This is a genomic window from Streptomyces sp. AV19 (genome assembly GCF_015999245.1).
GTDB lineage: Bacteria > Actinomycetota > Actinomycetes > Streptomycetales > Streptomycetaceae > Streptomyces.
In genome coordinates, this window is record NZ_JAEAMR010000007.1 from 831741 (window position 1) to 855869 (window position 24129).

21 protein-coding genes are annotated in these 24129 nt (G+C 72.4%); 14 read left to right on the forward strand and 7 right to left on the reverse strand.

The window, feature by feature from the left end; translation table 11 throughout:
• The first annotated feature begins 6 nt into the window (after nucleotides 1-6).
• Nucleotides 7-474, forward strand: a complete 468-nt coding sequence (locus tag I5Q34_RS13525; RefSeq protein WP_199892417.1) for an NUDIX hydrolase — start codon at nucleotides 7-9, stop codon at nucleotides 472-474.
• Between the two features lie 46 nt (nucleotides 475-520).
• Nucleotides 521-997, forward strand: coding sequence for a hypothetical protein (locus I5Q34_RS13530; protein ID WP_199892418.1), 477 nt, complete (start codon nucleotides 521-523; stop codon nucleotides 995-997).
• A gap of 12 nt (nucleotides 998-1009) precedes the next feature.
• Here the strand turns inward: I5Q34_RS13530 and I5Q34_RS13535 are convergent, their stop codons facing one another.
• On the reverse strand, nucleotides 1010-1345 hold the full coding sequence (locus I5Q34_RS13535; RefSeq protein ID WP_199892419.1) for a DUF6415 family natural product biosynthesis protein: 336 nt from the start codon (nucleotides 1343-1345) through the stop codon (nucleotides 1010-1012).
• A gap of 148 nt (nucleotides 1346-1493) precedes the next feature.
• Nucleotides 1494-2708, reverse strand: coding sequence for a helix-turn-helix transcriptional regulator (locus tag I5Q34_RS13540; protein ID WP_199892420.1), 1215 nt, complete (start codon nucleotides 2706-2708; stop codon nucleotides 1494-1496).
• A gap of 304 nt (nucleotides 2709-3012) precedes the next feature.
• Here I5Q34_RS13540 and I5Q34_RS13545 point away from each other — a divergent pair, with 304 nt between their 5' ends.
• Complete coding sequence (locus tag I5Q34_RS13545; RefSeq protein WP_277965257.1) at nucleotides 3013-3771, forward strand: helix-turn-helix domain-containing protein; 759 nt, start codon at nucleotides 3013-3015, stop codon at nucleotides 3769-3771.
• 23 nt (nucleotides 3772-3794) lie between these two features.
• Here the strand turns inward: I5Q34_RS13545 and I5Q34_RS13550 are convergent, their stop codons facing one another.
• On the reverse strand, nucleotides 3795-3974 hold the full coding sequence (locus tag I5Q34_RS13550) for a hypothetical protein (protein WP_199892422.1): 180 nt from the start codon (nucleotides 3972-3974) through the stop codon (nucleotides 3795-3797).
• A 41-nt stretch (nucleotides 3975-4015) separates the two neighbouring features.
• Nucleotides 4016-5461, reverse strand: coding sequence for a CehA/McbA family metallohydrolase (locus tag I5Q34_RS13555; protein WP_199892423.1), 1446 nt, complete (start codon nucleotides 5459-5461; stop codon nucleotides 4016-4018).
• A gap of 181 nt (nucleotides 5462-5642) precedes the next feature.
• Between I5Q34_RS13555 and I5Q34_RS13560 the strand changes: the two genes are divergently transcribed.
• From I5Q34_RS13560 to I5Q34_RS13575, 4 genes are all read left to right on the forward strand, one after another.
• Nucleotides 5643-6500 (forward strand): TIGR03619 family F420-dependent LLM class oxidoreductase, encoded by an 858-nt coding sequence (locus tag I5Q34_RS13560; RefSeq protein WP_199892424.1) that lies wholly within the window; start codon nucleotides 5643-5645, stop codon nucleotides 6498-6500.
• Nucleotides 6501-7034: 534 nt separating this feature from the next.
• Nucleotides 7035-9662: a bifunctional FO biosynthesis protein CofGH gene (locus I5Q34_RS13565; protein WP_199892425.1), complete on the forward strand. Its 2628-nt coding sequence runs from the start codon at nucleotides 7035-7037 to the stop codon at nucleotides 9660-9662.
• Between the two features lie 78 nt (nucleotides 9663-9740).
• Complete coding sequence (locus I5Q34_RS34665; RefSeq protein ID WP_234428751.1) at nucleotides 9741-11060, forward strand: hypothetical protein; 1320 nt, start codon at nucleotides 9741-9743, stop codon at nucleotides 11058-11060.
• 85 nt (nucleotides 11061-11145) lie between these two features.
• Entirely contained in the window at nucleotides 11146-12270 is a 1125-nt protein-coding gene (locus I5Q34_RS13575; RefSeq protein ID WP_199892426.1) for an ADP-ribosylglycohydrolase family protein, read from the forward strand.
• Nucleotides 12271-12374: 104 nt separating this feature from the next.
• On the opposite strand, the gene I5Q34_RS13580 is transcribed toward I5Q34_RS13575, so the two are convergent.
• The 3 genes from I5Q34_RS13580 to I5Q34_RS13590 all read right to left on the reverse strand — a co-directional run bounded on the left by I5Q34_RS13580 (nucleotide 12375) and on the right by I5Q34_RS13590 (nucleotide 14881).
• A complete protein-coding gene (locus tag I5Q34_RS13580; RefSeq protein ID WP_199892427.1) occupies nucleotides 12375-12569 on the reverse strand; it encodes a DUF397 domain-containing protein in 195 nt (64 codons plus the stop codon).
• Nucleotides 12570-12839: 270 nt separating this feature from the next.
• Nucleotides 12840-13697: a helix-turn-helix transcriptional regulator gene (locus tag I5Q34_RS13585; protein ID WP_199892943.1), complete on the reverse strand. Its 858-nt coding sequence runs from the start codon at nucleotides 13695-13697 to the stop codon at nucleotides 12840-12842.
• A gap of 407 nt (nucleotides 13698-14104) precedes the next feature.
• Nucleotides 14105-14881, reverse strand: a complete 777-nt coding sequence (locus tag I5Q34_RS13590) for a GPP34 family phosphoprotein (protein ID WP_199892428.1) — start codon at nucleotides 14879-14881, stop codon at nucleotides 14105-14107.
• A 192-nt stretch (nucleotides 14882-15073) separates the two neighbouring features.
• Here I5Q34_RS13590 and I5Q34_RS13595 point away from each other — a divergent pair, with 192 nt between their 5' ends.
• The 7 genes from I5Q34_RS13595 to I5Q34_RS13625 all read left to right on the forward strand — a co-directional run bounded on the left by I5Q34_RS13595 (nucleotide 15074) and on the right by I5Q34_RS13625 (nucleotide 23901).
• Nucleotides 15074-17449 carry a D-alanyl-D-alanine carboxypeptidase family protein gene (locus I5Q34_RS13595; RefSeq protein ID WP_234428753.1) on the forward strand — a complete coding sequence of 792 codons (2376 nt, stop codon included), beginning with the start codon at nucleotides 15074-15076 and terminating at the stop codon, nucleotides 17447-17449.
• 224 nt (nucleotides 17450-17673) lie between these two features.
• On the forward strand, nucleotides 17674-19503 hold the full coding sequence (locus tag I5Q34_RS13600) for an MFS transporter (protein WP_199892429.1): 1830 nt from the start codon (nucleotides 17674-17676) through the stop codon (nucleotides 19501-19503).
• A gap of 123 nt (nucleotides 19504-19626) precedes the next feature.
• Nucleotides 19627-20181 (forward strand): hypothetical protein, encoded by a 555-nt coding sequence (locus I5Q34_RS13605; protein WP_199892430.1) that lies wholly within the window; start codon nucleotides 19627-19629, stop codon nucleotides 20179-20181.
• Between the two features lie 67 nt (nucleotides 20182-20248).
• Nucleotides 20249-21274, forward strand: coding sequence for a class F sortase (locus I5Q34_RS35770; protein ID WP_199892431.1), 1026 nt, complete (start codon nucleotides 20249-20251; stop codon nucleotides 21272-21274).
• Between the two features lie 494 nt (nucleotides 21275-21768).
• The gene (locus I5Q34_RS13615) at nucleotides 21769-22503 is read left to right on the forward strand and encodes a helix-turn-helix transcriptional regulator (protein WP_307811673.1); all 735 of its coding nucleotides are present in this window, start codon (nucleotides 21769-21771) and stop codon (nucleotides 22501-22503) included.
• A gap of 77 nt (nucleotides 22504-22580) precedes the next feature.
• Nucleotides 22581-22763 (forward strand): DUF397 domain-containing protein, encoded by a 183-nt coding sequence (locus tag I5Q34_RS13620; RefSeq protein ID WP_199892432.1) that lies wholly within the window; start codon nucleotides 22581-22583, stop codon nucleotides 22761-22763.
• Between the two features lie 286 nt (nucleotides 22764-23049).
• Nucleotides 23050-23901, forward strand: a complete 852-nt coding sequence (locus I5Q34_RS13625) for a hypothetical protein (protein ID WP_199892433.1) — start codon at nucleotides 23050-23052, stop codon at nucleotides 23899-23901.
• The last annotated feature ends 228 nt before the right edge of the window (nucleotides 23902-24129 follow it).

Here is a 24129-nt window from a genome sequence, read left to right on the forward strand (position 1 = left end):
AAGGCCATGAGCAGACGTGACTTCGAGGACGACCCGGACGCTCCCGTCGCCAACAGTCTGGTCCCCGCCGCCTCGGCTGTCGTGGTGGACGGCGATGGCCGCATCCTGCTCCAGCGCAGATCGGACAACGGCATGTGGGCACTGCCCGGCGGTGCCATGAACATCGGTGAATCCCTGGCGGATTGCGCCGTGCGGGAGACACGCGAGGAGACCGGGCTGGACGTCGAGATCACCGGCATCGTCGGCACGTACAGCAATCCTGGGCACGTCTTCGCCTACGACGACGGAGAAGTGCGCCAGGAGTTCTCCATCTGCTTTCTCGCCCGGCCGGTGGGCGGGGACATCGAGGTCTCGGAGGAGTCGACGGAGGTCCGGTGGTTCGACCCGTCCGAAGTGGACACGCTGCCCATGGTGAACAACATCCGTATGAGGGTGAACGATTGGCGGTCGGGCCGTATGCCCGCCATCCGGTGAACGCCTGGCCGCGATGCTTGATGGTGTTTCTCAACGGAAGGAATCCATGAGAGTCGGAATCACTGGGCATCGCGGTCTGTCCTCCGAAGTCGAGGCAGTCGTCAGACGGATGCTCGATGAGGCGGTGTTCGCCTATGCTCCCGACGCGTTGATCGGCGTCAGCTGCATCGCGGACGGGCCTGATGCCTGGTTCGGACAGTCCGTGCTTCGGCAAGGTGGCCGGCTCGAGGTGGTGATCCCGGCCGAGGAGTACCGGGATCGCCTGCCGGATTGGCATCACCCGACCTACGACCACCTGCTCGGCCATGCAACGAAGGTGCACCGGACGGGACGCGTCGTATCCGACTCGCACGCTCATATGGCCGGCAGCGAACTTCTCGTCGGCCTGGTCGATGCACTCATCGCCGTATGGGACGGGCAGCCGCCGCGCGGCTACGGCGGCACCGCCGACGTCGTGGCTCACGCTCACGTCGTCGGCATCCCGGTTCATGTGCTGTGGCCCGAAGGCGCAGCCCGCGATTGACGCAGCCCAGGCTTATTCGTCCAGGCAGTCCGCAAGGCGGCGGCAAGTGCGGGCGAGGTCGTCCATGTGCGAAGCCGCCGCCCGGGTACCGGTGTCGACCGCGCGTACCAGGTCGTCCTGTCCGCGGTGGATGAGAGCGGTCCACTGGATCCAGGCGAGGCTGCCCCGTTCGAGCTCGTCGGTACGGGCACGCGCCGCCCGGAGCATCCGCTGGAGGTGTCCGCGCAGAGTGGCGGTGATCTCGCGGATCTCTGCCACCCGGGGCGGGTGGGGGCGTTCCTGGAGGGCGCGGCGGACGGTCGCGCGGATGGTCACCAGGTCGAGGGGGCCGGTCTCACCGGTCATCATGGTGCTGACCCGTGGGTGATGTGGAGCAGGGCACACGATGGTCGATCGCCTTTCTTCCGGCGGTGGCACGGCAACGGTTGCCGTGCGGGCCCAGGCTGCCGCCGTGTCCCGTGCGGTCCCAGGGACGTAACGTCCCAGTTCTGTCGCGTTAGTCGGCGACGCCCAGGAGCTCCGCCAGCCGGCGCAGCCCCGGAGGGCGGGACGGTCCGGACCAGAGATCGCCGACGATGGCGACGGCCAACGTGTGGTGGCGCATCCAGGCCGGGGCCAGTCGGTGCAGCTTCTCCAGGGACTTGACCGCTTCCCGCGCGTTGCCGACGTCCGCGTGGGCGCGCGCCACGTCCAGCAGCAGCCACGTCCGCCACGAGATCGGTGTGTCGGCGGCGAGCCGCATCCCCCGGGCGAGCCGGAGCGCTTCCTCCGGGCGGCCGTGCTGCACCGACAGCCGTACGCGCTCGATGCGTACCGATGACCTGCTGAAGACGCTCACCAACTTCCCGTTGACGGGAGGCGGCAGGGTGGCGAGGCGGCCCGCCGCCCGCTCGGCGGTGCGCATCATGTCGTTGGCGGTGTCGTAATCGCCGGAGCGGGCGGAACTGGTCGCGGCGGACATCAGCAGCCCGCCCCGGACCCGTACGCCTTCCGCGGTGTGCACCCGGCTCCGCTCCACGCGGTCGGCGGCGTGGACGGCCAAGCGCAGGGCGTCGTCCAGCCGGTTCTGGCGCTGATAGGCCCAGGCCACGGAGTTGCAGACCATGGCGGGGAGCAGCGGGTCGGCCGCCTCGCGGGCCGCCGCGAGAGCGCGCTCCAGCGCGGAGAGGGCGAGGTCCGTCTTGCCCAGGCGGATGGAGAGGTGCCCCGCGAGCTGGAGCGACTTGGCCAACGCGGCCTGCCCGACGGCTCGTTCGGCGTTGTCGCCGACCGCCGAGGCCAGGCGGCTGTCCGCGATGATGTCCGGCAGGGTCTCCAGCAGGCGGCCGAAGTCGGCCGAGTGGTACAGCGTCCACGCCTCCTCGATCTCGGAGCGGAGCAACGCCGGGGTCAGCCGTTCCGCACCGCTCGGTTCGGGAGGCGGAGCGAACAGCGGTGGCACGATCGCCCGCCGGACGGCGACCAGGGCCGGGGGCTCGGCCTCCCCGTTCGACGGGATGCCGGGCGGATCGCCCAGCAGCGCGGTGACCTCCACCCCCAATCCCTTGGCCAAGGCATGCAGCGTGGGCAGCCGGGCGGAGTGCTTCCGCTTCTGCTCCAACTTCCGTACGACGTCCGCCGATACACCGGCCCGCTCGGCCAACGCTTCCTGCGTCAGATCCGCCAACCTCCGCAACCGGCCCACCCGATCGCCCAGGTGTTCATTCGCCATGCGTCCGACGCTACGCCCCGGATCGAGGATCCGAGGTCCCGGTGGACCGCCAACCAGCCCATCGGGCCGTCCCGTTAAAGGAACCGGGGAAAGAACCAATTCCCTCCCAACCCCTCCCTCGTCACCCCATCGGGTGACTTCGTGGCAGGCGCCGGGATCGGCGCGGTACGGTCGCGCCAACAACCCAAAAACGACGACGGCCCCCGGCGGGACTGGCATCCCGGCCGAGGGCCTGATCATCAAGGAAGCTGGTCCCTTCCCTATGACTGTTGCGCAGTCTAGCGCCCCCGCGCGCGCAGGCGTGGTGCACATCAGGCACCGCCACACCTCCCAGTTCACCGTCGTGGGCAACCACTTCGCCCAGAACCAGGACCTCTCCCTGGTCGCCCTGGGCATCGGCCTCTACGTGCAGTCGCTCCCCGACGGCGCCGTCATCAGCATCAAGGCCCTCTCCGGCCGCTTCAAGGAGGGCGACGTCCTCATCGCCCGCGCCCTGCGCGAGCTGGAGGAGGCCGGATACCTGGAGCGGGAGCGCGTACGCACCGAGGAGGGGCGCGTCGTGACCGTGACACGCTGGCACGAGTGGCCGCGAACCCACCCCCGTCCGCCAGTTGAGCCCACCGAGTGCCCTGCCCCACCGCCCCGGGTGAAGCCCGAGCCCCGCCCCGAGCCCCCGCTGCCGCCCGTCGACCAGCCCGCCGCCGACCTCCTCGCCGCGCTCCGCCGCCACGACCCGCGCCTCGTCCTCTCCGAGAAGGACGTACGCCGCCTCGCCCCGGCCGTCCGCGCCTGGCTGGACCGCGACATCGGCCCCCACCAGATCACCCGCACCCTCACCGCCGACCTCCCCGTCGGCCGCATCCCCTGGCCCGCCCGCCTCCTCCGCTACCGCCTCACCAGCTGGCTGCCGCCCCAACTCCCCACCACGCCACTGGAACCACGCCCCGCAGCCCCACCCCGCCCGGACCCCCTCCAGACCTGCGACGGCTGCGACCGCGCCTTCCGCGCCCCCGCCCCCGGCCTCTGCCGCGACTGCCGCACGGCTGCGGGCAAGGCGGCGTGAGAGGGGCCCTCTTCACTTCTTGGCTACCGCAAGGTGTCTCTGCGCCGTTCCAGTAGGTCAAGGCACTTATGGATGTGTGGTGCAGGTTCACCGGCACGCTCGCGCATCAACGCGATTGCCTCGACGTTGCGCTTGATGCCGATCAGTCGGTCGACTTCGGCTCGCGACTCCGTCGACAGCCGGTTCCACAGGTCATCAGACACAGCTGCATTCAACAGCCAACTGGAGGGGCGGGTCACGCCTTCTACGCCCGTGCCTCCCCGAGGAACACCGGGTTCGTCAGCGCCACCATGCCCCCCTCCCGCCGCCGTACCTCCGCCCGGACGTACGCCGACCGGGCCGCCGAAGTCCGCCAGTCCACCAGGCCGTCCTCCGGTACGGGAACCGTCAGCAGCGTGCCCTGGTCCGTGATGAACGAGGCCGTGGCGCCAGGTGGAACGCCCGTGGCCTGGAGGCGGATCGTCGCCTCGCGGGCCCGCAAGCGCTCGCCCATGCCCGCGTGAGCGCCCCGCGGGGACACCGCGCCGAACGACAGCCCGACCGCCGACGACTCCGCGATCCAGCTGCTCCCCGCGCGCAGCCCGGACAGCAGCGCCGGGCGCGACAGGTCGTCGGCCAGGACGACCGTGTGGGGTGAGCCGACCGGCTGCGGGGCGCGGTGGGCGTCGCTGTTGCCCATCGCGGGGAGCCAGTGGCCGCCGGCCAGGAGAGCGTCCCAGGCGGCGACGGCCATCTCGTCGTCCTGCGTCCAGGGGCCGTTCCAGACCTCGACCGCGTCCGCCTCGTCGAAGCCGAACTTCCAGTTGCAGGCGGGGCAGGTCGCGAACGGGTGGGCGGGGACGACCAGTCCGCCCGCGCGCCGGACGGTCCGGGCGAAGCGCGGGAAGACGCCGTCGCGGGCGCGGTAGCGCCAGTCGACGAAGACCCCGGGGTCGGTGCCGAGGGCCAGGACGTGGCCGTTGCGGGTGGTGATCTCCTCGCCGGTGAGGATGAGGAAGTCGTCGCCCCACAGGCCCTCCCACGCGCCGTGGCCGGACGTCGTGTTGTGCTCGGTGGTGACGATCCAGTCCAGCCCGGCCGCCCGCGCCGACGCCGCGATCTCGGCGGGGGTGCGCAGGCCGTCGGAGTGGACGCTGTGCAGGTGGCCGTCGCCCCGGTACCAGGCCCGGCCCCGGCCCCGGGCCCGCTGCGGCGGGAAGACGGGGGACGCGACGGCGCCCGTCGGTCCGTACCGCAGGGTGACCGTCACCTCGTACGCCAGGCCCTGCGGCGCCACCGTGTACGGGCCGAGGACGACGTGCCAGGTCCCGGAGCGGACGGGCCCGGGCAGATAGCCCGGCGTGGCCCGGTCGGCGGCGATGGAGAACTCCGTTCGCGCCCCGCCCGACCAGCCCCGGAACCCCGCGCCGCCCAGCCCCGTCCCGCGCTCGTCGAAGATGCCGATGTCGCAGGCGTTGCCGGGGACGCCGGCGGGGACGGACGGTCTGTCGTAGGCGTAGGAGACGGTGATCTCGCGGATCCCGCGCGGGACTTCCACGGGGAGGTAGACGTAGTCGGGCGCGCCGGCCGGCAGCCGGCCGGTGATGCGGCGGGTCTCGGCCGGGCCGTCGGCCCCGGCGGCGGGCGCGGGCGTCACACCGCCGAGCGTAAGCGTGCCGGCCGTCAGTTTCAGGACGTTCCGTCGCTCCATCCCGCCCTCCTTCTCCGGAAACTCCCGGAGACCGTTGTACGCCCGCCCGGCGCGCGGCGGAACGTACGGCGATTGACGGTTGTGTGTCGGCTGTTCGACATGGGTCCCCTGGGGCCCTTCAGGGCTTACCGTGGGTAGCCCGCCATGTCCCGCCCGCCATGCCCGCCACGGAGGTTCCCGCATGCGCATCGCGACCACGGCCTTCCTCACGGACGAGACGATCACCCCCGTCCGGCTCGCCCGCGAGCTCGAACAGCGCGGCTTCTCGGGCCTCTACCTGCCCCAGCACACCCACATCCCCGTCAGCCGGGACACGCCCGCGCCGATGGGCGAGCCGCTGCCGCGCGAGTACGGCCGGTCCCACGACCCCGTCGTCGCGCTGGCCCAGGCCGCGGCCGTCACCCACCGGATCGCCATCGGCACCGGCGTCGCCCTCGTCGCCCAGCACGACCCGATCGTCCTCGCCAAACAGGCGGCCTCGCTGGACCACCTGAGCGGAGGCCGGTTCACCCTCGGCATCGGCTACGGCTGGAACGTGGAGGAGGCCGCCGACCACGGCGTCGAGTGGCGCACCCGGCGCGCCCTGGTGCGCGACCGGATGGCGCTGATGCGGGCCCTGTGGGCGGCCGAACCGACCGGTTATGAGGGCGAGTTCGGGTCGGTCAGGGCGAGCTGGGCGCACCCCAAGCCGTTGCTGCCGCCGCGCGAGCGGGTGGGCGCACCGCCGCTCGTCGGGCCGCGCACGCTGATCGGCGGGACCGCCGGGCCCGGACTGTTCGCCGCCGTCGCGGAGTACGCGGACGGCTGGCTGCCCATCGGCGGGGGCGGGCTCGGGGAGGCGCTGCCGCAACTGCGGGCGGCGTGGGCGGAGGCGGGGCGGCCGGGGGAGCCGGTCGTCATTCCGTACGCGGTGCACCCGTCGGCGGGGAAGCTGGCGCACCTGGCCGACCAGGGCATCGAGGAGGTCGTGGTCGGGCTGCCCGCGGCGGGGGAGGGGGAGGTGCTGCGGGCGCTGGACGCGCTGGCGGAGTTTCTGTGAGGGGGGTTTGCCCCCGGCCCGCCCTTTCACCGTTTCTTCCGGGGCTCCGCCCCTCGGCCCGGCACCGCGCTCCGCGCGGTAGGGGCGGTGGCTCCGCCCCCTGCACCCCCGAAACCGCGCTCCGCGCGGTTGTCCTCAAACTCCCCGGAGGGGGCAACCCCCAGACGGGCTGGATGGGGGCTCCGCCCCCTGCACCCCGCCTCCGGGGCTCCGCCCCTGGGCCCCGCCGGGGGCTTCGCCCCTGGACCCCCTTTCGGGGCTTCGCCCCGGGCCCCCGTCGCACGGCTTTCGCCTCGGTCTCTGCCGCACGGCTTCGCCTCGGCCGCTGTCATGCGGCTTCGCCTCGGCCGCTGTCATGCGGCTTCGCCGCGCCCGGTGGCGCCCGGCATCCCGCGGGCTCCCGCGGGGGCCTGACGGGCAGTCGGGCGGCGGAGCACCGCTACCGGAGAGACCCTCCGCTTAACGTGACCAGTGGCACACCAACCAGGCGTGATCTCCCCTGGCATCCCCTCAACCCGCTCGTATGCTCGGGGGATGACTTCGAGCGCATCACGTCCCGTACCGGAACCTTCCGTACCGGAACTTCCCGTACCGGAGGCACCGACCGCGAACTCCATGCGGAGGGCCCTCAAACGGGCCCGTGACGGCGTCGCGCTGGACGTCACGGAGGCGGCGGTCCTTCTGCAGGCCCGGGGGGAGGACCTGGAGGACCTCTGCGCCTCGGCCGCGCGGGTGCGCGACGCGGGGCTGGAGGCCGCCGGGCGTCCCGGGGTCATCACCTACTCCAAGAGCGTCTTCATCCCGCTCACCCGCCTCTGCCGCGACAAGTGCCACTACTGCACCTTCGTCACCGTCCCCGGCAAGCTCCGGCGGGCGGGCCAGGGGATGTTCATGTCCCCGGACGAGGTGCTGGACATCGCCCGCCGCGGGGCCGCGATGGGCTGCAAGGAAGCCCTGATCACGCTGGGGGACAAGCCGGAGGAGCGCTGGCCCGAGGCCCGCGAGTGGCTGGACGCGCACGGCTACGACGACACCCTCGCGTACGTCCGCGCCATCTCCGTCCGGATCCTGGAGGAGACCGGCCTCCTGCCGCACCTCAACCCGGGCGTCATGTCCTGGACCGACTTCCAGCGGCTCAAGCCCGTCTCGCCGTCCATGGGCCTGATGCTGGAGACCACGGCCGGCCGGCTGTGGAGCGAGCCCGGCGGGCCGCACTACGGCTCGCCGGACAAGGACCCCGCCGTCCGGCTGCGGCACCTGGAGGACGCGGGCCGCAGCTCGGTGCCGCTGACCAGCGGACTCCTGCTGGGGATCGGGGAGACGTACGAGGAGCGCGCCGAGTCGCTGTTCGCGCTGCGCAAGGTCTCCCGGGCCTACCACGGCATCCAGGAGCTCATCCTGCAGAACTTCCGCGCCAAGCCGGACACCGCGATGCGCGGCATGCCGGACGCGGAGCTGGACGACCTCGTCGCCACCGTCGCCGTCGCCCGGCACATCATGGGCCCCTCCGCCTGCCTCCAGGCCCCGCCGAACCTGGTGGACGCCGAGTTCGGGCGGCTCATCCGGGCCGGGATCGACGACTGGGGCGGGGTCTCCCCGCTCACCCCGGACCACGTCAACCCCGAGCGCCCCTGGCCGCAGATCGAGGAACTCGCCGAGCGGTCCGCCGCCGAGGGGTTCGTCCTGAAGGAACGTCTCGCCATCTACCCGGAGTTCGTCAAGCGCGGCGAGCCGTGGCTCGACCCGCGCGTGCTGCCGCACGTCCGGGCGCTGGCCGACCCCGGGACCGGGCTGGCCCGGGAGGACGCCGAGGTGCGCGGGCTGCCGTGGCAGGAGCCCGAGGAGGTCTTCGTCCCCTCCGGGCGCACCGAGCTGCACCGCACCATCGACAGCGAGGGCCGCACCTCTGACCGGCGGGACGACTTCGACGAGGTCTACGGCGACTGGGAGGCGCTGCGGGAGGCCGCCGCGCCGGGGATGGTCCCCGAGCGGCTGGACGGCGACGTCCGCACGGCGCTCCGGCAGGCGGCCGACGACCCGACGCGGCTGACCGACGCCGAGGCGCTGGTGCTGCTGCACGCCGACGGACCGGCGCTGGACGCGCTGTGCGGGATCGCGGACGACCTGCGGCGGGACGTGGCCGGCGACGACGTGACGTACATCGTCACGCGGAACATCAACTTCACCAACGTCTGCTACACCGGCTGCCGGTTCTGTGCCTTCGCCCAGCGCCGCACGGACGCCGACGCCTACACCCTCTCCCTGGAGCAGGTCGCCGACCGGGCCCAGCAGGCGTGGGACGTCGGTGCCGTCGAGGTGTGCATGCAGGGCGGCATCCACCCGGACCTGCCGGGCACGGCGTACTTCGACATCGCGCGGGCGGTCAAGGAACGCGTGCCGGGGATGCACGTGCACGCCTTCTCGCCGATGGAGGTCGTCAACGGCGCGACGCGGACCGGGCTTTCGATCCGCGAGTGGCTGACCGCGGCGAAGGAGGCCGGGCTCGACTCGATCCCGGGCACGGCGGCCGAGATCCTCGACGACGAGGTCCGCTGGGTGCTCACCAAGGGCAAGCTGCCGACCAGCACATGGATCGAGGTGATCAAGACCGCGCACGAACTGGGCATCCGCAGCTCGTCCACGATGATGTACGGGCACGTGGACCAGCCCCGGCACTGGCTCGGGCACTTCCGGACACTGGCGGGCATTCAGGCGGAGACCGGTGGATTCACGGAGTTCGTGACGCTTCCGTTCATCCACACCAACGCCCCCGTCTACCTCGCGGGCATCGCCCGCCCCGGCCCGACGATGCGCGACAACCGGGCGGTCACGGCCATGGCCCGGCTGCTGCTCCACCCGCACATCCCCAATATCCAGACCAGTTGGGTCAAATTGGGCACGGAGGGTGCGGCGGAGATGCTCCGCTCGGGCGCCAACGACCTGGGCGGCACGCTGATGGAGGAGACCATCTCCCGCATGGCGGGCTCCTCGTACGGCTCGTACCGCTCGATCCGCGGCCTGGAGGCCATCGCGGAGGCGGCGGGGCGTCCGTCGCGGCCACGGACGACGGCGTACGGCGAGGTGCCGGAGGAGCGCCGGACGGCGGCCCTCGCTTCGGACGGCCACCTTCCGGAACTGCTGCCGGTGCTGGGGAACGACTGACCGGTCGTCGACCGGTGTTGCGGGACTGTCGCCCGGCCTCGATCGGACGGAGACGGTCCCGCGCATAGGGTGTCCCGCATGTCTTGGCCCCAGAACCCCCCACAGCCCCATCAGCCCCATCAGCCCGACCCGGAAGGCCGTCAGCCGCAATACGGACAGCAGCAGACGCCTGCCCAGCCGGGCCCGCCGTCCGCTCCCCAGGGCGGCTTCGGCCCGCCGCCGACGTGGGGCGAGGGCGGTACGGGGCATGCGCAGCCGACGATGGTCGGCGGACCGGCGGTGCCGCCGCCTCCGCCGGCGGCGGGCGGGGCCGCGGGCCGGGGCGCGGGCGCCGTACCGCCGCCGCCCGGTCCCGTCCCGGGCGCCAACGCGGGTGCCGGTGGTGCCGTGCCGCCGCCCGGCCCCGTGCCCGGTGCCTTCCCTCCGCCGCCGGGCCCTGTGCCGGGGGCGAACGCGGGTGCCGTGCCGCCGCCTCCGGGGCCCGTTCCCGGCGCGGGTGCCGGTGCCGTCCCGCCGCCCGCGTACGGTGCCGGCGCCGCGCCGCAGTTCGGGCAGCCGCAGCCGCAGCCGTACGGCGCGCCCGCTCCCGCCCCCGCGCCGCGCAAGAACAAGACCCTCCTCGCCGTCGTCGGCGGCGTCGTCGCGCTGGGCGTCATCGGCGGCGGCCTCTTCTATGTGCTGGGGGACGGCGAGGGCGGCAAGAAGGAGCAACAGGAGGCCAAGGGCGGCGCCTCCGCCGCCCCGCAGGCCCCCGGGAAGCCCGAGGCGTCCGCGTCCTCCCCGGCCGCATCCGCCCACCAGGTGCCGCAGGGCTGGCAGACCCAGACCTACGAGCGCCACGGCTTCAGCTACGACGTCCCCGGCAAGGACGCCAAGTGGAAGCTCCTGCCCGGCGACACGATGATCTCGTACGCCGACAAGGGCAAGCCGGTCGTCGCGATGACCGGAACGGCCAACTTCCGTGAGGGCGGCTGCGCTTCGAACCCCAACCCGAACGCCTTCGGCGAGGCCGGCAAGGGCCAGCTCGCCACCGTCGGCACCACCGGCGGCGGCACGGACGGCACGCTCCAGGAGAACGCCCGCAACTGGGCGGGCAACTGGGGTGTCATGGCCTACGGAGGGCTCGGCAGCAGCAAGCCGAAGATCCAGGTGGGCCAGGCGACGCCCTGGAAGCACAACGGCATCGAGGGCTACACGGCGACCGCCAAGGTCACCGTCACCAACCGGCCGAGCAAGTGCGTGCCGCCGACCGCGATCGTCAAGAGCATCGCGCAGAAGCTGCCCGACGGGACGTTCCACGGCTGGGTCGTCTACGCGGACCAGGGCGTTCCGGACGCGCTGCCGGAGGCCGAGATCGACAAGATCATGAACACCGTGCGACCGGCCAAAACCCAGTAGGCCCGCACGGGCGGTCGATTACAGTGCTGTGCCGACCGCAAGCCGCAGCAGGACCGAGTCCAGTCGGAAGCCGGGAGGCCGGAACGTGACCACGACCGTCGGTGCGGGGACGCCCCTGTGGGGCCGGGCCGAACAGCAGGACTTCCGCGCCCGGGTGCGCGGCTGCCTGCTGGGCGGCGCCATCGGTGACGCGCTCGGCGCGGGCATCGAGTTCGACTCCCTGGAGGCGATCCGCTCGGCCCACGGGCCGCACGGCGTCGAGGACTACGTCCCGGCCTACGGCCGGCGGGGCGCCGTCACCGACGACACCCAGATGACGCTCTTCACCGCCGAGGGGCTGATACGGGCCCAGGTGCGCCGGGACGCCGGCGCCTGGCACCCGCCGACCGACGTCCACCGCGCATACCTGCGGTGGGCGGCCACCCAGCGCGACTGGGGACCGGACGAGCGGGAGCCGGACGCCGGCTGGCTGGCCCATGAGGAGTGGCTCTACTCCCGGCGGGCCCCCGGGAACGCCTGCCTGTCCGGGCTGGCGGACGAGCGGATGGGCACGCTGGAGGAGCCGAGGAATCCCGACTCCAAGGGGTGCGGCGCGGTGATGCGCTCGGCCCCCTTCGGGCTCCTGGTCGGCTGGGAACCGGAGCTCGTCCTCCAACTCGCCGTGGAATGCGCCGTGCAGACGCACGGGCACCCCACGGGCTCGCTCGCCGCCGGGGCGTTCGCGGTCATCGTCCACGGCGTCGCGCGCGGCGAATCGCTGGACGCCGCCGTTCAGCGGACCCTGGCCCTGCTCGTCGGCCGCCCGGGGCACGAGGAGACGAGCCGGGCGCTGCGGCAGGCCCTGGGCGCGGTGCGCCAGGGCCTGCCGACGCCCGAGCGCGTGGAGTCGCTAGGCCAGGGGTGGGTGGCGGAGGAGGCCCTGGCCATGGGCGTCTACTGCGCGCTCGTCGCCGAGGATGTGCGCCACGGGCTGCTGCTCGCCGTCAACCACGGCGGGGATTCGGACTCCACCGGGTCGATCTGCGGCAACCTCCTCGGCGCGCTGCACGGGGAGACCGCGCTGCCCGCCGGGTGGCTCGCCGAGCTGGAGGGACGGGCCACCATCCTCCAACTCGCCGACGACTTCGCCATGGAGCTGACGCAGGGCGCCTCGCTGCACGGCCCGGCCGGCTCCTCGGCCGCCTGGCTGGCGCGGTACCCACGGGCCTGATCCCGGCCCGGGGCCGCGCCCGGCGGAACCACGTCGGACGGACGCCGGACGGGCCTAACCACGCCCGCCCGACGCGCCGTTGCCGACGGGGTCGGGTCAGGGCGTCACTTGGCCCCGGGGGTGACCGTCGTCATGAAGGCCTCCCACGCCTCGGGCGTGAAGCCGAGCTCGGCGCGGCGCGGGGCCTTGGAGTCGCGCACCGCGACGGACCCGAGGAGGAAGGAGGCGACCTCGACGCAGTCGCCGTTGAGGGAGTGGGAGGACTTCCGCCACGTGGACATGCCCTGCTGAATTGCCATGGTGTTGCTCCGTTGCCTGTGAGTACTGCCGGTGTAAGTACTGCCTGTCGCAATCGGGGGTGGTGCCGGCTTCCCGAAGGTGCGACCGACGGTACGCGCCAACATCACCGGATGAGCTGGCTGTTCACTCGACCGGATGGCATATTCCAGGCGACTCTTCCCAGTGGCGCGGCACCAGGTGTACCGTTCCGCCTCCCCAGGCGGAGGCCGTCCCGGAGACGGCACTTTCCGGGGGCGGTGCTCGGCCGACGGCGCTTCCCGGGGCGGTGCTCAGTCGCGGTACTCGTCCGCGACGCTCAGCAGGAACTGCCGCGTCTGCTCGGCGTTGAGGGCCTGCATCCGCAGGTGCTCGTACATCACGCTGTACGCCTGCACGTCGTTGGGCTTCTCCAGGTACAGGTCGCTGGTGATGCCCTCCAGGTAGACCGTGCTGGCATCCTGCGGGTCGTGGAACTCCAGGATGCAGAACTTGCCGTACATCCCCGGATGCGCGCCCACGTCGTACGGCAGGATCTGCACGGTGATGTGCGGCTGGAGGCTGAACTCGACGAGGTGCTCCAGCTGTTCGCACATGATGGCCCGGTTGCCGACGATGCGCCGCAGCGCCGACTCGTCGATGACCGCCCACAGGCGCAGCGGGTTGACCGGGTCGGTGATCCGCTCCTGGCGCCGCATCCGCACCTGCACGCGCCGCTCGACCTCGCCGGCGGTCGCCTCCGGCCACGAGCCCTCGGTGACGGCGCTGGCGTACCCCGGGGTCTGGAGCAGGCCGGGGATGAGCGACGCCTCGTAGATCCGCAGCGAGGCCGCGTCGGTCTCCAGACCGATGTAGACGCTGTACGGAATGTCGCCGAAGGCATGCCACCAGCCTTGCTGGCGTGACTCTTTGGCCATCTGCATCAGCGAATCGACGATGCGGTGGTCCTCGACCCCGTACACCCCGCACAGGTCGCGGACGTCGCGCTGGCTGATGCTGCGACGGCCGTTCTCCAGCCGGCTGATCTTCGACTGCGACACCAGGAGCCGCTCGGCCACCTCCTCGGCCGTCATCCCTTTGAGCTCACGGAGCTTGCGCAGCTCCTGCCCCAATCGGCGCCGCCTTACGGTGGGGTTGACACTGGACGCCACGGGACGCACCTCCGGCTCCGTCATGCTGCTGTCTCCTAGCCCCCGCAGCCTGCCACCACCGGCCGGGGCGGCGCTGGAAAATGCCGACACAGCGTCCTCTCGCGATGACCGAAGTCACGTCGGCGCGCGGGTCCGTACGGACGCGGGCGCGCCTGCGCGGGACGGCGGCCGGACCACCGCCCCGCGCACGGGTCGTCGGGCGGGCACGGCATGCCGGGGCGGGGGACGGCCGCACCGTCCCCCGCGGCCCGGCGCGGCCGGGTCACCGCTTTCCGCCCCACCGGGCGACCGGGTCACTCATGTCACCGCGTCACCCGGTTCCGCGCGTCACCGGAAAGCGTTCCGTCGCCGGAGGGCGTTCCGCCGGGGAAATCCCCTCCGGAGCCGGGCGGCCGGCTGCCACGGCCTCACGAGGCCGCCGCGCGGGCCATCACCCCGCCATGGGGCGCCACGGACTGAGGAACGGTTTCAGCAGACGCCACCGCGCCCCGGACGGACGCCTTCCGGCGCCCCGGGCCGCCGTTCCCGCCGCCGGCCACCGCCTGGGACCGGCGCGGCTGGGCCACCCCGTTCTGCACGTCGAGCACGGCGTGCGCCACGAGCCCGCCCATCGGGTCGTGCCGGATCAGGTCCCGCAGCCGGGACCTGGACGAGCGGCCCTCGTTGCCCGGGTACAGGTGCTTGCCCAGGCCGACCGCGTGGGCCAGCGCGGCCAGTGCCGCGGTCCGCGGGTCCGGCGGGACGCCGGTGCGGATCGCGCTGTCGAGCCGGGCCCTGATCTCCCGGCTGATGGCCGTTTCGGTCGCCTGGTAACGGGTGGTCGGCAGCACCCCGCACATCTGGCCGGCGACGGCGTGCACCATGCCGCACCGCTCCAGGTGGGTGAGATACGTCTGACGCAGCCCCAGGCGGGGTCCGCCGATCCAGTGCACCGCGCGGACCGGGCTGCCGCGGCGGCGCAGCAGTTCGAGCGCGGAGTCCAGGGTCGGATCTCCTGTGGGCCGTGGCATCACCACGGCGATACGATCCCCGTCAGGGGCTATCCGTCCGGCCAGAGCCAGCTCCACTAGCTGGGCTCCGGCGAGACCGAGGTCGAGCGACTGCGGCTGCGCCGTGGTCCCGGTGGCCGGGTCCAAGGCGAGCAGCAGAAGCTCCTCCGGAATTGTTCTGCGGCTCCTGCCCATCCATGCCTCCCCGCGTGGATGAGTGACAGGGTGACCCCTCTCACATTGGTCTGTCGAGAGTGCGTGGTGGCTTCGGGTGGGAACCGGTAGGTATGTCGTCTCGTCTTGCACATGGGTGAAGCCGTGGAAGCCGCTTGACGGGCGGTCGCGCGCTGGCACGCCGACGGCAGAGGACACTGGTAGACGTTGAGAATGTCCGGGAAGCGGGGCGCTGGCCGCCCCGCCTCGGCGTACGGCGCGGGAATCGAGGAGGCATCGGTGGCGGGCGAGTCCCCCGACAAGTCTGAGCAGGGGAAGCCGTCGGGGGAGACGGCTGGCGAGCACGACCCGCGGCTCGGTGCGCGGAAGGCACCGGCGGAGTCGGACGCCGCGGCGCGGACGCGGCACGACGCCGCCCGTGAGGAGCGGGACGGGGTCCGCCCGGCGGACGCCGGATCCGATGCGGATGCAAAGCCCGCGGAGCGGGAGGAAGCGGAAGGCGACCGTCCGAAGGATGGCGCGCCGGACGCCGCCGCGCCCGGCGACGCCCGCCCGAAGGGCGCCGACACCTCGGCCGGCGACGCCCGGTTGAAGGCCGCCGTGGCCTCGTGGGTGGCCGGTGCGGACGAGGACGCGCCCGAGACGATCGGGGACGCCTCCACGCCGCGCCCGGAGGCGTCCCGCGCGGACCGCTCGGCGGAGTCCTCCGCGGACCAGCCGACCGCGTTGCTGAAGGCGCCGGTCATCGAAGCGCCGAAGCCGGCGGAGCCGGAGGCGGATTCCGAGGCGGACATGAAGTCCGTCGCGACCGCGCCCGCCGGGGCGAGGACGGCCTCGGCCGGCGCCTCGGCCGACCAGCCGACCGCGCTGCTGAAGGCGCCCGCCGCCGCCGACGCGCCGAAGCCCGCCAAGGCCAAGGCCCCCGCGAAGGCGGACTCCGCCGAGCCCGACCCCGGCGACCAGCCCACGGCCCTGATCAAGGCGCCGCAGGTCAAGACCCCCGAGGTCAAGACCCCGGCCGCGCCGCCCAAGGGCGCGCCCACCGGCGACGAGCGCGCGAGCCGCTTCGTCCCGCTCAAGTCGGACGACGCGCCGGTCGCGCCCCCGAAGCCGCCCCGGCCCGCCGTGCCCGTCAAGGTCGCCCCGCCGGCCCCCGCGGCCCCCGCCGAGCGCCCCCAGGAGCCGGCCGGTCCGGCCGAGGCCGAGCCGACGAAGCAGACGCCGGCGCCGGACGGTCCGGAGGGCGGGCAGCCGAGACCGCTCGACCTCCTGGCCCAGCTGACCAACACCCCGCCGCCGCCGGACACCCCGGTGCGCAGCACCGTCCGGCGCCTGAAGATCTACACGCCGATAGCGGTCCTGCTGCTGATCGTCTTCTGCGTGGTGCAGGCGTTCCGGCCGCTGCCGGACGCGCAGCTGTCGCTCGGCAAGCAGGCCGCCTACACCTTCGGCGGCGAGAAGTTCGACATGAAGTGGCCCGGGGAGGGCCAGTCCGCCGCCAAGGTGCTCGGCGTCGGCGACCTGGGCACCTACGGCGAGCAGAAGCCCGTGCCGACGGCCTCCATGGCCAAGGTCATGACGGCGTACATCATCCTGCGCGACCACCCGCTGAAGATGCAGGGCCCGGACAAGCCCGAGCAGGGTCCGCAGATCACGGTCGACCCGAAGGCGGAGCAGGAGGGGAAGGCCAAGGACGAGTCGGCGATCCGGGGGCTGAAGGCCGGGCAGAAGTTCTCGGAGTACGACATGCTCCAGATGCTGCTGATCCCGTCGGGCAACAACATCGCCCGGCTGCTGGGCCGCTGGGACGCCGGGTCGGAGGCGGAGTTCGTCAAGAAGATGAACGCCGTCGCCAAGGACCTCGGCATGAAGAACACCACGTACACCGACCCCAGCGGCCTCAACAAGACCACGGTCAGTACCGCGGTCGACCAGGTACGGCTGGCCGAGCGGGTGATCAAGGACCCGGTCATCCGCAACATCACGACCAAGCCCAACACCCCGATCGACGGTCTCAACGGCTCGATCAACAGCAACATCGACGACCTGCTGATCAAGCACACCGGCGTGCTGGGCATCAAGACGGGTTCCTCCACCCCGGCCGGCGGCGCTCTGATGTGGGCGGCCCGCAAGCGGATCGGCGGCGAGGAGCTGCTGATCGTCGGCGCCACCATGGACCAGCACTTCAAGGGCGGTCCCGACCTCAACGCCGAGATGAGCCTGAAGATGGCGAAGAACGTCAGCTACGAGCAGCTGACCGCCGTCCAGAACGGCCTCCAGCAGGCCACCGTCGTCAAGAAGGGCCAGGTCGTCGGCTACGTGGACGACCAGCTCGGCGGCAGGACCCCGGTCGTGGCCACCAAGGACGTCAAGGGCTTCGGCTGGGGCGGCATGAAGGCGAAGTTCGCCCTGAAGCCCAAGGGCTCCAAGGGCTCCAAGGACACCGCCGTGCCGCACTCGGCCAAGGCAGGCACCGTCGTCGGCGAGCTCCTCATCGGGTCCGGACCGGACGCGGTGAAGGTCCCGGTGGCGCTGCAGAAGGCGCTGAGCGAGCCGTCCTTCGGCTCCAAGCTGACCCGCCTGGGCTGACCGGCGCCCCGGCGCCCGGGAACCGGCTCCTGATCCGTATCGACCACTCGTACGGGCCAGGAGCCGTTTCACGGCCACGGGCGGCCCCGGACGGCCCGTGCTAGCGTCGCGGGGTTCACGCGCGGCGGCCCCCGAGGGCCGGACCGTGACCCCGGACACTCCGGGGCACCGGGGGAATGCGTGAAAATGGGGGACCACCTCGGGGAGGACGGGGAGAAACCGCAGTGACCACCGTGGGCCCGGCGCGGGCCGGCAAACCGGAAGAACAGGACAGGGCAGGCGCCGCACGGACAGTGCCGGGCGCCCCTTCGTCATGGCCGGGGATCCGCGCGGCGCTGACCGGCACCGTGCCCGTCACGTTGTTCGTGGCCGCGGTGCTCCACGTCGTCTGGCGGTTCGTCTTCGCCAACAGCGGCGGTGACCTCGCGGCCCAGGACGCCTGGGCCGAGTTCGCCCTCCAGCACCCCGCCTCGGCGTATAACCTCGCCTGGTACGGCGGCATGCACCCCGTCTCGTACAGCGCGATCTCGCCGTACCTGATGGCCCAGCTCGGCGTGCGCCCGACGATGATGATCGCGGGCACCGTCTCGGCCGGGCTGATCGCCCTCCTCGTGGTGCGCAGCCGCGCGGTGCGGCGGCCGCTGTGGCCGTCCCTCTACGGCGCGTTCGCGATCTTCTGCAACGCGATCTCCGGGCGGGTGACCTTCGCGCTCGGCGTGATGTTCGGCCTGGCCGCCGTCGCCATGGTCTTCGCCTGGCCGTCGCAGTGGCGCGCCGAGCGCAGACGGCGCTGGCTCCGGGCGGGTCTCGCGGCCCTGATGGCCGCCCTCGCGACGGCGTCCAGCCCGGTCGCGGGCCTGTACGTGGGCTTCGTCGCCGCCGCCCTGTGGCTGGGCAAGCGGCGGCCGGCGGCGTACGCGCTGGGGGTCACCCCGGTCGTGGTGGTCGGCCTGTCGGCGTGGCTCTTCCCGTTCTCCGGGCAGCAGCCGATGTCGGTCGCGTCGGTGATCCTGCCGCTGCTGAGCGGGGTCTTCGCGCTGGCCTTCACGCCGAAGGAGTGGCGGATCGTGCGCATAGCGGCCGGTCTGTACGTGGTCGGCGTGCTGCTGGTCTGGCTCATCCCCTCGCAGATCGGCACCAACATCTCGCGCCTCGGCATGGTCTTCGGCGGCGTGGTCCTCCTCGCCGCGCTCCAGGAGCAGAGGACCCCGCCGCGCTCGGAGTGGCTGCGCACCGGCCGCAAGTGGACCGCGACCGTCCTGGCCGTCGCCACGATCACGATCTGGCAGGGCGCCAACTCCACCGCCGACATCATTCACACCACCCCCGCCGCGTCCTGGGCGCGCGAGATGGCCCCGCTCGTGGACCGGCTCCAGAAGCTGGACGCCGGGCGCGGCCGGGTCGAGGTCGTCCCCGCCCGCAGCCACCGCGAGGCGTCCGCGCTGGCCCCGCACGTCAACCTGGCCCGGGGCTGGAACCGGCAGGCCGACATGAAGCGGAACCCGCTCTTCTACAAGGAGGGCCTGCTCACCCCGGGGAGCTACCGCGACTGGCTCGACCGCTGGGCGGTCCACTACGTCGTCCTGCCGACCGACGAACCGGACCACGCCGCCGTCAAGGAGGCCGAGCTCGTCGCCAAGGGCCAGCCCTACCTGCAGCAGGTCTGGTCGGACGCCAACTGGCGGCTGTACGCGGTCAAGAACCCCACGCCGCTCGCCGCGGCCCCGGCGGAGGTACTGCGGGCCGACTCGGACGAGCTGACGATCAGCGTGAAGTCCGCCGGGCCGGTGCTCATCCGCATCCCGTACACGCCCTGGCTGGGCCTGGTGGACGAGGCCGGCAAGCCGGTCGAGCCGCCGAAGGCCGGGCCGAACGGCGAACCGCCGGTCAACGAGCTGGGCTGTCTGACGAAGCGGATCGACCAGGCGGCCGGGGACGACCGGCCCGAGGACGACTGGACGGTCCTCCACGCGCCGCACGCCGGCACGTACCGGATCGGCGCGCCGTACAAGCTGCCGCGCGGCACGGGCTGCCCGGACGATCTGGCGCGCTGATCACCCGTTCGACCGCGCGTGACGTGCGGTGGGTGCGGAACGCCGGTTCGCTCGAAGTGCGCGGAACCTCCCACCTGCTGCGGCACATCGGTGTGCCGCGTCCGCGCGCACGGAGGAACGAGCATGCGTACTGCACGAGTGCTGGCCGGCGCCGTCCTGACCATAGCCGTGGCCGGGCTGCCCTGCGCCCCCGCCTTCGCCGGGGACTTCGAGAAGCTGGAGATCGAACCGAGTGCCGCCACATCGGGCGCGACGGTCACGGTGAGCACCCTCGCCTGCGGCAAGCAGGGCGTCGGTACGGGTGATGCCAGTGCGGTGGGAGGTCCCTCCGCGTTCCAGCTCAAGCCGGAGACCCATAAGGAGCTGGTGATCGGCCAGTTCAAGATCCCCGATGTGGCGAAGGCCGGTACGTACGGCATCGGGGTCAAGTGCAAGAACGGCAAGGAGGCCACGGGTGACGTGGTCGTCGGCACCGGCGGTTCGGGCAAGCCCAGCGCCGCGCCGAGCATGCCGGGCAAGGCGGTCAGTCCCCCCAAGGGGCCGGTGAAGACCGGCGCCGGCGGCACCAGCGAGGGCTCGGGAACGTCCGAGATCATCGCCGGGGCGGCGGTCCTGGCCACCGCGGCGGTGGGCGGGACGCTGTTCCTGCGTCGCCGCTCGGGCGGCGGCCGGGCCTGAGCGGTTCCGGTTCCCGGCCGCCGCGGCGGCCGGGAACCGGGCCCCGCTCCGCGGAGGACTGACTCCGATGCCTTTCACACGTGTCACCGCAGCGGCTCTGCTCCTCGCGGCCGGCGCCTTCACCGGAACCTGGCTCATGGACACCGGCGCGAGGGCCCCCGCGCCGCCGCCCCAGCCGTCGCCCTCGGAGGCGTTCGCCTCCCACGGCGCGCTCACACCGCGCCACCGCGAGTCCCTGGTCCGGCCGCTGCCGCCCGCGACCCCGGTGCGCCTGCGCATACCCGAGATACGCGTCGACGCGCCGCTGCTCGGTCTCCGGCTGCTCCCGGACGGGTCGTTGGCGACCCCGCCGGTCAACGACCGCAATATCGCGGGCTGGTACGCGGCGGGTACGCGCCCGGGCGCCATCGGTACGGCGGTCGTGGCGGGGCACGTCGACACCCCGGACGGCCCGGCCGTCTTCTACAACCTCGGCGCCCTGAAGAAGGGCAACTCGGTGGAGGTCGTGCGCGTCGACGGCCGCACCGCCGTCTTCACGATCGACGCGATCGAGGTGTACGGGCGGGACGACTTCCCGTCACGGAAGGTGTACGGAGCCTCCGGGCGGCCGGAGTTGAGGGTGATCACGTGCGGGGGCGGCTTCTCGGAGGAGGAGCGGGCGTATCTGGGGAATGTGGTGGTGTACGCGCACCTGACGGAGGTGGTGGGGGGTGGCGGCGGCAACCGCCGCCCGGCCTCGGGGACTCCGGGGGTGTCCGGTGCCCCGGGCGCTTCCAGCGCCTCCACCGGTTCCAGCGCGACGAGGGCTCCCGGTGCGCCGAGCGCTCCGGTCGTGCCGAGCGCCTCCGGCCCGTACAGAGCCCCTGGAGCTTCCAGGGTTTCCGGGGGTGGTGGGGGTGGCGGGGGTGGTAGAGCTGGCGGGGCTTCTGGTGCGACCGGAGCTCCGAGAGCCTCGAAGGCTCCGGGGGGTCCGAAGGCTTCGGGGGCTCCTAGGGCTCCTAGGGCTCCTAGGGCTTCCAGGGTTCCCGGGGCTTCCGGGGCATCCCCCAAGGCATCACCCAGGGCGGACATTCGTGGGGGCGGGCGTGGATGAGGGTGGGTGGGGCGGCATGGTGCTTGGCCGGCTTCCCCTTTCGTCTCGGGCCCTTCGGGCCCAAAGATGGCCGGCTACGGGAGGGGGGAGGGCCGGGGCCGGCTCGCGGGTGCGGGCCGGGGGGTGTCTGGCGGAGAGGGCTGAGCCTGCCGCGCAGTGCGGTGGCCGTGTGGTCGTTGAATATGCAATTGCGGGCGAAATGGTGCGGCGGACCCCGGGTGCCCGGCGCCCTCGCGCACCAAATCGCCCGCAAGCAGGGGGCGGGCCAAGCTGCTGCCGTGTCCCGTGTCCCGCGCTCGGCAACGTGCATCGGCCCGGCCCCCTCCGTCGCCGTAGCCCGCCTCTTTGGGCCCGAAGGGCCCGAGACGAAACGGTTGGTTGACAGAGCGCAATGCCGCCCCACCGGGCAGCGGCCCGCCGTACGTTCACTCAAGAGCGGGAACCCGGCCGCTTGCCGCACGGGGCGGGGGCGGCCCGCGCGTACCCTCCGCGCCATGACAGCAGGACGGATTGGCAAGCTCCCGCCCACGTGGCGCTACTGCGGCAATCAGGTCAAGCTCTGGCGCTTCCGGGCCGGGGTGAGCCGGGAGGAGCTGGCCAAGGAGGCCAACTACACGATCGAGACCGTGAAGGCGATGGAGCAGGGGAGACGGCGTCCGACGCCGCGCCTGCTCCAGGTCGCGGACGAACTGTGCGGGGCGCAGGGGATGTTGCTCGCGGCGCTGGGGTACCTGATGCCGGAGCCGTACGAGCCGGACGCCAAGGTGTTCGTGGACGCGGAGGCCCAGGCGGTCGCTGTGTCCTCCTACCAGACGATGCACATCCCCGGTTTGCTGCAGACCGAGGAATACGCACGGGCCTTGATGAGTACGGCCTGGCCGCCCGTGGATGACGAGGTGATCGAGCAGCGTGTGGCGGGACGAATGCAGCGGCAGGCGAAGGTCACGAGTAAGCCGCTCGCGGTCTTCAACTTCGTGATTCACGAGTGCGCTCTGCGCATGGGCGTCGGCGGACCGATGGTGATGAAGCGGCAGTTGCTGCGACTTCTCGACGCATCGGCGCTTCCCAACGTCCTGATCCAGGTGCTGCCCATCCCGTTGGGCCATGGGGGACTGGGCGGCCCATTCGTCCTCCTTGAGACGGAGGATCACGAGCACTTCGGGTATGTGGAAGGTCAGGAGACCCATGTGATGCACACCGGAGTGGAGACGGTCGGCAACCTGACGTAGCGGTACGGCATGCTTCGGGCGAAGGCGCTGAGTGTCGCCGACTCGATCAGGTTCATCAAAGAGGTGCTGGAGGAACTGTGAGAGCCGAACCTGCCTGGCACAAGTCGAGTTACAGCGGAAATGTGGGGAACGACTGCCTGGAGATATGTCCTCGTGCGGAGGCCGTCCACGTCCGGGACTCGAAGCTCAGGGCCACTCCCCAACTCGCCTTCCCCGCCCCCACCTGGGCCGCTTTCATAGCGGCCGTCCCCGACGCTTGAGCTCCGGGATACGGGCGTCGAGACCCGAGACGCCTTTCCAAGGAATGGTTGGTGAGGTTGAACCCACCCACCCACCCTCCCAACTCGCTTGCATGCCCGCCCGTATGACAATTTGTGATCGAGTCGCGACGCCCCGCGCGGGCCGTGTAGCGTGCGCAGCAACAAACGACCCCCGCCGGTGTTAGCCGCACCGAACGGGGGTCTGACCATCAAGAGATCCAAGATAAGGGAAATCTCCGTGGCTATGGCCAACTCTAGCGCTGCCCCGTGCCCGCCCGCTCCCCCGATGGCCTCCCCCGGCTTCGGAAAGCGGTCCGCACCCCACCAAGCCCCCCGTTCCCGTGCGGACTTCGCACACCTGCCCGCCCGCGAGGCGTCCATCGCCGCGTACATCGACCGTCTCCCCGAGGGTGCGGCCATTGACGTGAAGACGCTCGCGAAGGAGATTCCCGACTATGGCCAGCAGGCCGTCGGGACGGCCCTCCGCAACCTCTCCGAGGTGGGCCACCTCCGCCGCTTCCGTGAGCGGCGCGGCGACGGAGCGACGCAGTGGGTGTCGCGCACGTACTTCTCGCGGACGCCGCGCGACGACGCCTGGTGGGAGACGTTCCGGCGCGGGGACGTCCCGGCGGAGGAGCCGCCCCCGAAGCCGCAAAGGCCCGAACGTTCCACCGCCTACGCCGCGTTGGCGGCCCTCGGCCGGGTCGACCCGCGCATGATGCTCTCTGCGGCCGAGTGCGAGGCCCTGGAATCCCTGGCCGAGGAATGGTTCGCCCGGGGTGCCACCGCTCAAGAGCTCACCCACGCACTCACCACCGGCCTGCCGACTCCCGTGCACAGCCCGGGCGCCTTCGCCCGCCGTCGGCTGCGGGACAAGATGCCGCCGGAAAGGGCCCCCGAACCCACCCCAACTCCCCGTCGCGTCCCGGAATGTACGGGCTGTGGCCGCCCCGGCCCGCCGGAAGCGCTCCCCGGTGGCCTGTGCCGCCTCTGCCGGGGCGAACCGGCCGCCACCGTGCAGCCGCCGGAGGACGGGGACTCGCTCGCGGCCGTGGGATTCGCCGAACTCATGCAGGAGATGCGGAGCACGATCCGGGAGCAGCGGGGTAAAGCGATTGGCCCCAAGGGCAGTTGTTGAACCGGTAAGGTCTGCGTCGACGGCTTCGGTCGGCGGCCGCCTTTCGGGGCGTGGCCGTTGCGCGCAGTGCCCCCTGCCATGGGGGGCTTTGTCCGCCCTCCCTGTCGGGGGGCTCGCACACAGCGAGCTAACTCCGAAAGGAAGGACGGCCGCACTTGAGCCGTCACAGGAAGGCGAAGGACTGGACACACATGCGGAGCCAACTCCGCTGGACCAGCCGCTTCGTGG